General features: G+C 44.4%; 11 protein-coding genes and 1 tRNA gene. 7 read left to right on the forward strand and 5 right to left on the reverse strand.

Going from position 1 to position 13,188, the window contains the following annotated elements; all coding sequences use genetic code 11:
• From ACMXYT_RS06565 to ACMXYT_RS06575, 3 genes are all read right to left on the reverse strand, one after another.
• Window positions 1-621, reverse strand: a complete 621-nt coding sequence (locus ACMXYT_RS06565; RefSeq protein WP_415900824.1) for a pseudouridine synthase — start codon at window positions 619-621, stop codon at window positions 1-3.
• Window positions 618-1,976, reverse strand: coding sequence for a 23S rRNA (uracil(1939)-C(5))-methyltransferase RlmD (gene rlmD / locus ACMXYT_RS06570; protein WP_415912050.1), 1,359 nt, complete (start codon window positions 1,974-1,976; stop codon window positions 618-620). Before rlmD ends, ACMXYT_RS06565 begins: the two co-directional genes overlap by 4 nt.
• Before the next feature lie 102 nt (window positions 1,977-2,078).
• Window positions 2,079-2,870 carry an adenosylcobinamide-GDP ribazoletransferase gene (locus ACMXYT_RS06575; RefSeq protein WP_415900828.1) on the reverse strand — a complete coding sequence of 264 codons (792 nt, stop codon included), beginning with the start codon at window positions 2,868-2,870 and terminating at the stop codon, window positions 2,079-2,081.
• Between the two features lie 43 nt (window positions 2,871-2,913).
• Between ACMXYT_RS06575 and ACMXYT_RS06580 the strand changes: the two genes are divergently transcribed.
• Window positions 2,914-3,903, forward strand: coding sequence for a glycosyl transferase family protein (locus ACMXYT_RS06580; RefSeq protein WP_415900830.1), 990 nt, complete (start codon window positions 2,914-2,916; stop codon window positions 3,901-3,903).
• Window positions 3,904-3,920: 17 nt separating this feature from the next.
• Here ACMXYT_RS06580 and ACMXYT_RS06585 read toward each other — a convergent pair whose 3' ends face one another.
• Together ACMXYT_RS06585 and ACMXYT_RS06590 are read right to left on the reverse strand one after the other, a co-directional pair.
• Complete coding sequence (locus tag ACMXYT_RS06585) at window positions 3,921-5,099, reverse strand: cation:proton antiporter (RefSeq protein ID WP_415900832.1); 1,179 nt, start codon at window positions 5,097-5,099, stop codon at window positions 3,921-3,923.
• A gap of 78 nt (window positions 5,100-5,177) precedes the next feature.
• Window positions 5,178-6,506, reverse strand: coding sequence for an MATE family efflux transporter (locus ACMXYT_RS06590; RefSeq protein ID WP_415900834.1), 1,329 nt, complete (start codon window positions 6,504-6,506; stop codon window positions 5,178-5,180).
• A 241-nt stretch (window positions 6,507-6,747) separates the two neighbouring features.
• Here ACMXYT_RS06590 and nfuA point away from each other — a divergent pair, with 241 nt between their 5' ends.
• From nfuA to ACMXYT_RS06620, 6 genes are all read left to right on the forward strand, one after another.
• A complete protein-coding gene (nfuA, locus tag ACMXYT_RS06595; RefSeq protein ID WP_415900836.1) occupies window positions 6,748-7,341 on the forward strand; it encodes a Fe-S biogenesis protein NfuA in 594 nt (197 codons plus the stop codon).
• A 237-nt stretch (window positions 7,342-7,578) separates the two neighbouring features.
• Window positions 7,579-10,005 (forward strand): endopeptidase La, encoded by a 2,427-nt coding sequence (lon, locus tag ACMXYT_RS06600; protein WP_415900837.1) that lies wholly within the window; start codon window positions 7,579-7,581, stop codon window positions 10,003-10,005.
• A gap of 134 nt (window positions 10,006-10,139) precedes the next feature.
• Entirely contained in the window at window positions 10,140-10,415 is a 276-nt protein-coding gene (locus ACMXYT_RS06605; protein ID WP_007020114.1) for an HU family DNA-binding protein, read from the forward strand.
• Between the two features lie 111 nt (window positions 10,416-10,526).
• Window positions 10,527-10,603, forward strand: a tRNA-Asp gene (locus ACMXYT_RS06610).
• 146 nt (window positions 10,604-10,749) lie between these two features.
• Window positions 10,750-12,630 (forward strand): SurA N-terminal domain-containing protein, encoded by a 1,881-nt coding sequence (locus tag ACMXYT_RS06615; protein ID WP_415900838.1) that lies wholly within the window; start codon window positions 10,750-10,752, stop codon window positions 12,628-12,630.
• 77 nt (window positions 12,631-12,707) lie between these two features.
• Window positions 12,708-13,181 (forward strand): DM13 domain-containing protein, encoded by a 474-nt coding sequence (locus ACMXYT_RS06620; RefSeq protein WP_415884290.1) that lies wholly within the window; start codon window positions 12,708-12,710, stop codon window positions 13,179-13,181.
• Window positions 13,182-13,188 lie beyond the last annotated feature (7 nt).

Genomic DNA, 13,188 nt, shown 5'->3' on the forward strand with positions numbered 1-13,188 from the left:
TTAGAATGGGCAGGGTGAGAAAAATTCGACCTGCTCATCAGTATCTGGGTGTGGAAAGGCTAAGTACTCTGCATGAAGAAGTAGTCGCTCTGAAGCGGCTATGCCTTCTTCGGTTGCGTAGAAGCGATCGCCAACGATCGGATGACCCATGGCTTGCATGTGTACCCTAAGTTGGTGCGAGCGGCCAGTGATTGGTTTTAGTGCGACTCTTGTACCAAGCGACTCTTTCGAAAGTTGTTCCCACTCAGTATGAGCGCTTTTGCCTTGCTCAAAATCTACGATCTGCAATGGACGATTTTCCCAATCGCATCGAAGAGGTAGCTTTACTTCACCCGCTGTTTCACTTGGCTCTCCACAGATAATCGCTTGGTAGCGTTTACTGGTCAGCCTCTCTTGAAAACTGCGACTGAGGTGACGTTGTGCTTCAAGGGTTAGGGCTAATACCATCAAGCCAGATGTGGCGTAATCCAAACGGTGAACGACCCGTGCTGTGGGGAATTGTTCTTGTGCTCTGCGCCATAAGCAATCTTGTTTATCTTCCCCTCGACCGGGAACAGATAGCATGTCATAAGGTTTATTAGCTATGACTAGTGAGTCATCGCTATAAATGATTTCAATCACGCGGTTTTCCGTTCGAATAAGACCATGGATTCAACATGGGACGTGTGAGGGAACATATCCATGACACAGAAGCGGCTTGCTACATAGCCTTGCTCAATCAATTCGGCTCCATCTCTCGATAGGGCGGCAGGGTTGCAAGATACATAAAGAATCATCTCTGGCTGGTGATTCTTAAGCTGCTTAATTATCTCTAAGGCGCCCGTTCTTGGAGGGTCTAGTAGGATTTTATTGAAGCCTTGTTTGTACCATGGCATAGCTCGTAGATCTTTGCTTAGATCAGCTCGATAAAATTCACAGTTGTCTAGATCATTATTAGCTGCATTTGTATTAGCGCGGGCAACCATATCTTCAACACCTTCAATGCCAACAACATGCGCTGCTGTTTTCGCTAACGGGAGACTGAAGTTACCTATGCCACAAAAGAGATCTAATACTCTGTCGTTAGCTTCTAAGTTAAGCCAAGAGATCGCACGATCAATCATCTGTTGGTTGACTTGGTTGTTTACCTGAATAAAGTCGCCCGGCTCAAATTCGATGTCTGTAGCGGTTGGCTGATGTTTATAGCTTAAAACTGCTTTATCACAATAGGCTTCTATCTTATCGCCGTGATCAAAATAGAGCTTAAAATTCTGTTGTTCAGCTAGATTGTTTAATGCTTGGCAAAGTGCATCGCTAGGGCGTTTTTTAACACGAAGTGTTAATGCGCCCTGGTTGTCCCCTAGGGTTAATTCGCCATGTGTGATCTCTTTAAATTGTTCTTCTGCTTCCAATACTTGTGGTAGCGCCGACAAGATCTTATCTAGGGGTTCCGCGAGGACAGGGCAGTGATCGATTTGGGTTAGTTTGCTACTACCACGGCGCCTAAAGCCAACTAGTGCACTGCCATCTCGCATCATCTGGTTAATGCCTATGCGACAGCTACGGCGATAGTTCCATTCTGTACTTGTAATGGGCTCTTCAACTTTTTCAGGCGTAAATTTACCTAAACGATTGAGTTGATCTAAAACCAATGTTTGTTTGGTTGGGATTTGGTGTTCGTGTGCTAGATGTTGTAGATCGCAACCGCCACAAGTACCGAAATGCTCGCACTTCGGTGATGTGCGTTGTGACGATTCAGTTAGCACTTGAGTGCAGTTGGCTTCATCATAGCGACGATGTTTGCTAGTAATTTCGTATTCAACTTCTTCATTTGGAAGCGCGCCAGCTACAAATATGGTTTTACCATTATGTTTGGCGATACCTCGGCCTTCATGGCTCAGTCCTTCAATCTTCAGAATTTCAGGGTAAGGCGTAGCTGCCTTAGGTTTCTTTTTCTGAGGAATGGGTTTGGCAAAAAGGCTTTGTTTACGTTTCATGATGAGTACCGGCTTAAGAAGGCGGCGATTCTATCAGAAAGCGACCTGCACGTCCTATGACTTGTAGGAAAGTGATCTAGTCCCTGTGTCGATCGATATTTGTTAGATAAGAAAGATCGGTATGCACAGCCAAAGATAGATCAATAATTCGTTTACTTGCTGACAGCAGCCTAAGCAATCACCATTATAGCCGTCGATCCAATGTTTGAAGAAATGGATCATGCAGGCGGTAGCGATAATAGTTGGGGCTAAAACGCTAAGATAGCTGAGTGGTAAAAAGATAAAACATGCGGCAGCTGGCAGTGTGGCAATAAGCAGATCTATCTTACTCAAGGGGCTTAGCATCTGTTTGGATTTGCTAGTCTCTTCATCACTAACGTATTTTTCACGATAGATGATGATTAGCGGGAATAAACGACTGAGGCAGTGGCCTAATACAATGATGGCAATGGTGTGCTGAACCTCTAGTAGAGCGTTGAATTTAAGTAATAAAGCAACGACTAAGCCAATAACACCGTAGCTGCCAACTCTAGAGTCTTTCATGATGCGAAGGATCTGTTCTTTATCCCAGCCTCCTCCAAAGCCGTCACAGCAATCGGCTAAGCCATCTTCATGGAGTGCTCCAGTCATCCAAATACTGGATAACATCGATAGAATTACAGCTATGCTATCTGTGAAAATAAAACTAGAAAGCCAATAGATCAGAGCGGCGTAAAATCCAATTAAAAGGCCTACCCATGGCAAGTACTTAGTCGATTTTGCTTGTGTTTCTTTTGTGTAATGCACCCAGGATGGAGAAGTGAATCGGGTAAAATAGGTTAGGGCATTAAAAAAAAGATGTAGCTGCTCGGGGTAAGATTTCATTAAACTTGGGGCCTGAGAAAAAGAGTCCATACTTTAGTAATTCCTTTAACTAAGGACAAGGTTTAAACGACTGATGATCGAAGAACACAAGTTTGCTCCCTTTGTTCGTATTTTGGGCAAAGGTAAAAATGGTACAAGATCGCTTAGCCGCGAAGAGGCTGAAGCTGCAATGGCCATGATTCTGGATGGAGAGGTAACGCCTGAACAGCTCGGAGCCTTTTTGATGTTGCTGCGAGTAAAGGAGGAGGCGCCTGAGGAGCTTGCTGGCTTTGCTGATGCCGTTCGTAGTCGTTATTCGGTTGGTCGTGAAATACAAGTCGATCTTGATTGGTCGACTTATGCAGGTAAAAAGAGACGCCACACTTGGTATCTGCTGGTTGCTCTATGCCTAGCGAGCCATGGTTATCGTGTTTTTATGCATGGTTCAAAAGGTCACACACCGGGGCGTATCTATGTAGAAGATATGTTGAGTTTGTTTAACTTAAATCCCAGTCAGGATTGGTCTGAGGCCGAGGCTGAATTAGACCGAGTTAACTTTGCGTATATGTCTGTGGATCAGTTTTGCCCTCCACTAGGGGAAATTATTCAGCTGCGACCAATTCTTGGACTGCGTTCGCCGGTTCATACCTTATGTCGCATGCTTAATCCTGCTGATGCGCCAGCAAGTATCGATGGCGTTTTCCATCCCGCTTATGGCCCTATGCATCAAAAAACCGCCCAGCTCTTAGGTGTTAAACGCAACGTTACTATGCGTGGTGATGGTGGTGAGGCCGAGATTAGACCTGATGCAGAGTGTTTGCTGCAGTGGTCAGACAGCGGTGAGTTAACGGAATACGACTGGCCTCGTATCGTTGAAAAACGCTTTATCAAAGAGGATGAGCTTCCTGCGCAAACCTTATTAGATGTTTGGAAAGGCGCAGGTGAGCATGAATACGGCCATAAGACGATCATCTCTACTATGGCTGTAGTTTTAAGGTTGTTAGGCGAGTCAGCAGAAATGCCTGAGCTACTGGAAAAAGCAGAGCAACTTTGGCAGAGCCGGAATATTTCTCAATTTTCTTGATTGAGTAGCTTCGCCGGTTAATCTCGGCGAAGCTTATCTGAAACAGCGATCGGTGATGGGAAGTTGAAGATCACAACATAACTGGATAACAAGAAGGTTAAGATCGCAGTTGCCTGAATAACATGAGAGGCTTCTTCGCCAATCATCATACTTCCCGCCGCGATATAAGCTATCAACAGCGAAAACTCACTTATCTGCCCCAAACGGAACCCTACTTCCCATCCGAGTTGCTTGGATTCACTAATACGGCTTAGTAAAAAGCGGAAAACTACTGGCTTAATCGCAAGGACCAAAATTGCCAGAATAATTGCTGGAATCGCAATCGTACTCACTAAGGTTAGATTAAAGCTTGCTCCAATTGAGAAGAAAAATAGGATCAAGAAAAAGTCACGTAGTGGCTTTAGGCTTGTAGCGATGTATTGAGCAATTGGGCTGGTGGCGATGGATACGCCAGCTACAAAAGCGCCTATCTCTGCAGATAGACCTGCCAAATGTGCCATCTCAGCTAAGCCAAGGCACCAGCCGATCGCAAGAAGAAAGATATATTCATGAAAGCGATCAAATTTCTGGATCAGTTTTAGTAAAACGTATTTTACAAAGACAAATGCGCCAATGATCAAGAGAGGTAATGCGGCGAGCGTTGTAGCAAATTGAGCCATAGTATCGCTACTTGTGCCACCATCTGTGCCGCTGTATAGGAACAATAAGACCATAATCGCAATAACGTCTTGTAGAAGCAGGAGGCCTACGACGAGTTCACCGGTATGGCGGTGGTGAAGTACAGTTGTGGGTAACAGCTTGATGCCTATGATCGTACTCGAAAACATCACAGCGGCGCCGATGATTAGGTTTTCTGTTTGGGTGTAACCGAAGGCGTATCCCACGCTGTAGCCGAGCGCAAAGAATATCAGTGAGCTTCCTATGGCGACCAAGGTGGCTTTACGTAACATCTGCAATAGATGTGAGGGCTGCATATCTAGGCCAAGAAGAAATAGCAGGAAGATGATGCCGACGTGGGATATATCAGATAGCAGTTTAGTATCAGTCACCATGCTCATGCCGTATGGGCCTAAAATGGCTCCCAAAACGATATAGGCTACGAGTAAAGGCTGGCGAGTGTAGAGTGCCAAAGACGCCACAATGGCAGCACCCGTAAAAATTAAGAAGAACGAAAAAACCAGTGACTGATCAGCCATTTACATATCTCTAAAAGTGGTTTTTAAACTATAGCAAGATGGAACAGCGTGGTTCAAACAATCAAGCTGCTTGGGAGGTTAAATTTTGACTTTTTGCCAATGCTGTTGAGACCAGATGCGGATAAAGATTACTGAAGAAAGCAATCGATGAACAATCTGTACAATCCAGATGCCTAACAATCCGAAGCCTAAAATAGGTCCAAATAGCCAAGCTAGCGGTAAAAAGAAGCACCACTGCCCAAATGTAGATATAAGTAAAACTGAGCGATTGGCACCAACGCCGAGTAGCGCTTGGGTTAATACAATTGCAGCAGCATCTAAACAGATTGCTAGCGCAGTTAGTTGTAAGGGCAGTACAGCGATATCGATCAGTTGCTCTGATTGTAAAAACGCAGAAAGAACTGCTTCAGGAAAGATTACAAGTGGAATGCTTAGTAGGCTGATGCAAACCAGCGCCGTGACAATCACATCCCATCCCCAGCGAGCTGCTTCTTGATAGTTATCTTCACCAATTGAATGGCTCACAAGCGAAGTGCATGCAACGCCAAAACCTACCGCAGGAAGGATTAAGAAAAGAGAGAGGTTAATCAGTACATGTGCGATCGCTTGTTCGCTGGTGCCCAGCTGACCAATGATCCAGATAAGAATGCAAATAGCCAAAGCCAAAAAGAACTGTTGTATTGAATGAGGGATTGCGAGCTTGATCACTCTATAGATTGAGGATGCTTGCTGAGTGCTGAATTTAAATAACCCGTTAGTTTTGGCGTCCTTGTAGACCATTACAGCGTTTAATAGAGCGCCTATATACAATGCTATAGCGGTGCCTAAGCCTGCTCCTGGTGCCCCAAGTCTTGGTAAGCCCAGTTCACCAAATATTAAACAGTAACTAATAATCACGTTCAGTAGATGAGTGGCTATCAGAACTTTGAAGTAGGTCGCAGGCCGCTTGGTGCCGTTCCACCAACCACGGAAAGAGAGGTTGAGCCCAATAGCAAGCATGGCTGCAGTTCTGTAATCAAAATAGGCTTCAGAGATATCTTGTACCGCTGAATCATCAGTCATCAGGGAAACAATGGAGCCTGAGTAATAGATCAATACACAACTGACAGGGAGTGCAAAAATAAGTGAGATCAATAGCCCCCAGTGAACGGGGGAGGCGGCATGATCGTTCTGACCTTCGCCTTGATGACGGGCCACTAGGGTCTGTACTCCAGAAGACAAGCCAAGAATAAGGCTGATTGCCACGAAATTGGCATAACCTCCTATGCCTACGCCGGCGAGAGAGGCCTCACCAAGCTGACCGACAAGTACGGCATCTACAAGGTTTAGTAGGCTTTGGGAAAGCATTCCCGCGATAATCGGCAGCCCTAAACCTATTATTATTTTTTGTCGGTTGAAGAATGTCATAGGGGTCAAAATAGGAAAAAAGCAATTCTATCAGATTATCTCTGAAATAAGGTCTATCCCTATCTGGAAAAATAGGTTTAAGGCCTTATATCTAATAGAAGTGCCAAATATAGTGGCAGCATTGTGCCATGGTGCGATAGAATTTTTCACCTATTGTTTAATAGTTGAGCAATTTACTCGGATTTAATTTGAGTGTATCCTAGAGTCTAAGAATTGATTGGTTCAACATACAGGACACCGTATGAATATCACCGTCACAGAAACGGCAGAAGAATATTTAAAAGAGCTACTTTCTAAACAAGATGTTGAGGGCATGGCTGTGCGCATGTTCGTTACACAGCCAGGTACATCTTACGCAGAAACTTGTCTAGCTTATTGTCGTCCAGATGAAGTTATCGAAGATGATGAAATTCTGGAGCTAACACAGCTACGTTTCTACATTGAAAAGAACAGTGTTCCTTATCTAGATGAAGCGCATGTGGATTTTGCAAAAGATCGTATGGGTGGGCAGCTAACGATCAAGGCGCCAAATGCGAAAGTGCCTAAAGTATCACCTGATAGCCCAATTTCAGAGCAGATTAACTACATTCTGTATTCAGAGATCAATCCAGGTTTGGCTTCCCATGGTGGTGAAGTAAAACTGATGGAAGTGGTTGAAGAAGAGGAAGGCAATATTGCAGTACTGCAATTCGGCGGAGGTTGTCAGGGCTGCAGCGCTGTTGATATGACATTAAAAGATGGTGTAGAAAAAACACTAGTCGAACGTATCGAAACCTTAGTTGGAGTGCGTGATATCACAGACCACAGTGTCCGTGATAAAGCCTACTACAAGTAAGCTCGAGCATATGAAAGTAAAAAGGGGAATTTATTCCCCTTTTTTGATTGTCTCCATAAAGGGATACTGCTATAAAATTTAGTATCCCGGTTCTCTTACCTCGATATATTCCCAACGCGTTGTTTTTTTGTATCTAATTGGTTGCATTTGAAATTTTGACCCCCATGTAACCCTAAGACACGCTTTTTTAGAATTTCTCCGCAGTACATCGCGGACTGGTTGATGAGGCTTTTGCTCATGACACAACATGACGACATTCAGGAACAACTAATCGAATTGCCAGTACTCCCACTGAGGGATGTGGTGGTATATCCGCATATGGTTATCCCATTATTCGTAGGAAGGGAAAAATCAATCGAAGCCCTAGAAGCTGCAATGTCTGGGGAAAAAGAAATTCTGCTTGTTGCACAGAAAAATGCATCGGATGATGAGCCTTTGGCGGAAGACCTATTTGAAGTAGGTACCGTTGCAAGCGTGCTGCAAATGCTTAAATTGCCTGATGGTACCGTAAAGGTGCTAGTGGAAGGTGATTATCGTGCAACCATCAGTAAGCTTAGTGAAGATGAAGGCTTCTTTACTGCTCAAGCAAATATGCTCGCAATTGAAGAGCTAACCGAAGCTGAAAGTGAGCTATACAAGCGTACAGTCTTGGAGCAATTTGAACGCTTTGTTCAAGTAAATAAGAAAATCCCATCTGAAGTACTTTCTTCCCTCCAGAATATCGACGATGTAGGGCGTTTGGCAGATACCATTGCTGCACATATGTCGCTTAAGTTGGAAGAGAAGCAACAGATTCTAGAGATGCTTAGTAATAAAGAGCGCTTAGAGCATCTGATGGCGTTGATGGAATCTGAAATTGACCTGGTTGAAGTGGAAAAACGTATCCGCGGCCGCGTTAAGAAACAGATGGAGAAGAGTCAGCGCGAGTACTATCTGAATGAACAGATGAAAGCTATCCAAAAAGAGTTAGGTGATCTGGACGAGTCGGGCACTAACGATATGGATGAGCTGAAAAATCGAATTGCTGAAGCGAAAATGCCGCAAGAAGCTTTCGATAAAACCATGAGTGAATACAACAAGTTGAAGATGATGTCGCCAATGTCGGCTGAAGCAACAGTTGTTCGTGGTTACATTGATTGGATGATCCAGATCCCTTGGGCTAAGCGCTCTAAAGTTCGCCACGATATGAAGCGAGCAGAGAAGGTACTTAACCAAGATCACTTCGGTCTTGAAGAAGTTAAAGACCGTATTCTGGAATACTTAGCGGTTCAGAAGCGAGTTAAAAAGCTTAAAGGTCCGATCCTTTGTTTGGTTGGTCCTCCAGGTGTCGGTAAAACATCTCTAGGACGTTCTATTGCCCGTGCTACGAATCGTGAATATGTACGTATGGCGCTAGGTGGCGTGCGTGACGAAGCAGAGATTCGTGGTCACCGTCGTACTTATATCGGCTCTATGCCGGGTAAATTACTGCAGAAGATGTCGAAAGTAGGTGTGAAAAACCCACTGTTCTTGTTGGATGAGATCGACAAGATGGGGATGGACCAGCGTGGTGATCCGGCTTCGGCTCTCCTTGAAGTATTAGACCCAGAACAAAACAACAGCTTTAACGATCACTACCTAGAAGTAGATTACGATCTTTCTGATGTGATGTTCGTATGTACGTCAAACTCTATGAATATTCCTGGTCCTCTATTGGATCGTATGGAGATCATTCGTATCCCGGGTTATACCGAAGATGAAAAGCTGAATATCGCTAGAAATTATCTTATCGAGAAGCAGTTTAAAAATAATGGCCTGAAAAAAGGTGAAGTGGAGATAAAGGATAGTGCCATTACTGGTTTGATCCGTTACTATACCCGCGAAGCCGGTGTGCGAGGACTTGAGCGAGAAATCGCTAAGCTTTGTCGTAAGGTTGTTAAAGAGCTGGCTCTGGCGGATAAAAAAGATCTGCCGGTAGTGATTGATGAAGATCAGCTAGAGCATTACAGCGGTGTTCGTAAGCATAACTTTGGTATCGCCGAAGAGCAGGATCAGGTTGGCCTTGTAACAGGCTTGGCTTGGACTCAGGTAGGTGGCGATATCCTAAGTATCGAAACAGCAGTGGTGCCTGGTAAAGGCCGCCAGGTAACTACAGGTAGCTTAGGGGATGTGATGAAAGAATCCATCCAAGCTGCTCTGACTGTTGTAAGAAATCGTGCTGAAGCCCTTGGTATTGCGCCTGACTTCCATGAGAAGCAAGACGTTCATATTCACGTTCCAGAAGGTGCTACACCAAAAGATGGCCCAAGTGCGGGTATTGGAATGTGTACGGCTTTAGTATCGGTTTTAACCAATATTCCGGTTAAGGCTGACGTAGCAATGACAGGTGAAATTACCCTTAGAGGGCAGGTTTTACCTATCGGTGGATTGAAAGAAAAACTACTCGCTGCACACCGTGGGGGAATTAAAACGGTCATTATTCCAAAGGAAAATGAGCGCGATTTAAAGGAAATTCCCGACAATATCAAAGCAGATATCGATATTAAGGCGGTTAAATGGATTGATGAAGTGCTGGACATCGCACTTAAGTATCAACCAAAACCTGTAGAGAAAAGCGAGAAAGAAGTAGTGGCAGCAAAGGAAAAAGCGACAAAAGCTGAGCCGGAGCAAATAAAGCCACATTAGTATTCATCAGGGGTAGAAAGGTGTTCTAGGTGTCTTGACACCCCTTTCTGCACCTTGGTATAAATGCCTGACCATCTTGCTGGGCATGGATAACGGAACAATTAAAAATAACGATCTATTTAAAGGGGAACAACGTGAATAAGTCTGAACTGATCGACGCTATCGCAGCTTCAGCCGACATTCCTAAAGCAGCTGCGGGTCGCGCGCTGGATGCTACACTGGAAGCGGTTACTGGTGCACTTCAAAACGGTGATTCTGTTGCACTTGTAGGTTTCGGTACATTTTCTGTGAAAGAGCGTGCTGCTCGTACGGGCCGTAACCCACAGACAGGCAAGCCAATTGAAATTGCTGCCGCTACACTGCCAACTTTCAAGCCTGGTAAGGCTCTGAAAGACGCAGTAAACAAGTAAGATCTGATCGCGTCACGATCTTACTTAGGGGAGGTAGCTCATTAGTTTAGTGAGTTACCCAGCCTGAAGCGCTGATAAAGTTCTTCAGGTGCGGGTTAAAGACCCGCAAAAGGAGCGGTAGTTCAGTTGGTTAGAATACCTGCCTGTCACGCAGGGGGTCGCGGGTTCGAGTCCCGTCCGTTCCGCCAAATTTGTTTAACAGACGATCTCTGTTCTACATAGAATGACGAGCTATATGATATTAGCGAGTCAGGTACAAAATTCTTGAAAGGCGCATTTGAAAGAATGCGCCTTTTTTATGTGTTAAAGATATTGCCAGGGGTTTAGAGGCATAATGCTACAGTCCATTCGTGATAACTCTCAGGGAATCATTGCCAAGATTATTGTTGGCTTGATTGCAGTTACTTTTGCATTATTTGGTGTTGAATCGCTGGTTAGTTTAACTGCTGGCAGTAATGCTCCTGCGACCGTTAATGGTGAAGAGATCAGTCAGCAAGATCTCTACCAAGGTGTTCAATTGCAGCGTCGTCAAATGTTGTCGCAGATGGGGGAGGATGCTGATCCTTCGCTACTGGATGATGGTTTGATCAGCAATATGGTTTTGGAAGGCCTGATTGAGCAATCTGTTTTAGTTCAATCTGCACAAAACCAAGGTCTGACATTCTCTGATGCAATGATTGATCAACTGATCCTGTCTACCAAAGAGTTTCAGCTAGACGGTAAGTTTGATCGTGCTCAGTTTGAAGCGACGTTACGCAACGCTGGCCTTACGCCGTTGATGTATCGTGATATCGTGCGTAAAGAGAAGGTAACAGAGCAAGAGCGTATTGCGTTCATGTTGTCTGCATTTACTTTACCAAATGAATTGAACTCTCTAAACGTTCTACAGAATCAAACGCGTGATCTTCGCTACTTCACTCTGCCTGCGGACAATGTTCGCGCTGAAATTACGGTTTCTGATGCGCAGATTGCCGATTACTATGCAGAAAACAGTTCACAGTTTATGACTGAAGAGCAGGTAGCTATTGAGTATCTTCTTCTAGAAAGAAGCGCTCTAGAGGCAGGTATCGAAGTATCTAATGATGAACTTCAAGCCGCATATCAGCAGCTTGTTGATACATTCCAAGCACAAGAGCAACGTCATTCAGCACATATCTTTATCGAGATTTCAGAACAGCAAGACGATGCTGCTGCAAAAGCTAAGATTGATGCAATTGCTGAGCGCCTAAAAGCAGGTGAAGTATTTGAAGAGTTGGCTAAGTCAGAATCTCAAGACCCGGCATCTGCTGAGATGGGTGGTGACTTAGGTATTAATGAGAAAGGTGTTTTCTCAACTGACTTCGAAGACGCTTTGTATGCTCTAGAAAAAGGTGCTGTTTCAGAGCCTGTACGTTCGGAGTTCGGTTATCACTTAATTAAACTAGTTGATGTTGTTGAGTCTGAAGTGCCAGCTTTTGCAAAAGCTGAAGCAGAGCTTCGTTCTGATCTCCTAAATCAGAAGGCTGAAGAAGAGTATGTTGAGCAGTTAGAGCGTTTAGCTGATGTGTCTTTCTCTTCTGGTGATCTGGTAGAGCCATCTGAAGAGCTAGAACTAGAGATTCAGAAAACTGAGCTATTTGCGCGTTCTGGTAACGAAGATGCGATTACTTCCAACGCGAAGATTCTTGCTGTTGCTTTCGATCAGGAGCTGATCAATGAAGGTTTGAACAGCACGCCAGTAGAATTGGATTCTGGTCGCTCTGTTGTTTTACGTGTAGTTGAACATCAACTACCTCGTGAAAAAGCACAAGACGAAGTAGCAGATCAGATCCGCGCTATTCTGGTTGAGCAGCAAGTTGCTGCAGCGATGACTGAAAAAGCGAACGTTATTGTTGCTCAGCTTACTGAAGGTGCAGATCTAGCTACTGTTGCAGAAGGTAATGAAGTAGTAGCACAGCCTGCAGTTAATCGTAGCCAGAGAGAGCTTCCACAAGAGCTTCTTACTGCCGCATTCAAAATGGTAAAACCGCAAAGTGGTTCTACCTATGCAGCAGTTGATACTGTTGATGGCAGCAAAATGATTATCGCGCTAGACGCAATCGGTCAGCAAGATATTGAGCTGCAAGAAGACGAGATTCGCTTTATGGGTATGATGCTTAATAACCGTCAAGGTCAGCAGGATTACCAAGATCACCTTGCTCAGTTAAAAGCTAAAGCTGAAATTGAAAAGCTTTAAGCTAATTTGATCTATTCTAAAACCACCTTCGGGTGGTTTTTTTATATTGGCTGTTTTAGCAGCTTTAGGGGGGGAATATGAAAAAATTAATGTTACTGATTAGTCATGGCCTAGTTGGCTTTGCAGGCTTTGCTTTAGGCGTATACCTGTTACCTATCTTGATTCAGCCTCAGGGGCCTTCTGAACAAGAGATCTCTTCGGCTGTAGCTCAGGCTCAGTTTGAAGGGCAATTTGTGAAAGAGTTAAAAGGGAGTGACTTTTTACATTGGGGAGAAGGCTCAGTGATGCTGGGTGGCGGTGTCGCTGCATTTAAGGGCAAATTGGCCCCTGGTCCTGATTATAAGCTTTACCTTTCTCCTGTGTTTGTAGATGATGAGATGAGCTTTCTAGAGAATAAGCGAGATATGGTCCAAGTTGCCGAAATCAAAACATTTGATGGTTTTGTGGTTAACTTGCCAGAGGGTGTAGATCCGGCTAAATATTCTACGGCTGTGATTTGGTGTGAAACCTTCTCTGAATTTATTAGTGCTGCTCGTTACAACTCTCTGTAAGTAATAG

Origin of the sequence: Neptuniibacter sp. QD37_11, assembly GCF_047778105.1 — a bacterium.
GTDB lineage: Bacteria > Pseudomonadota > Gammaproteobacteria > Pseudomonadales > Balneatricaceae > Neptuniibacter.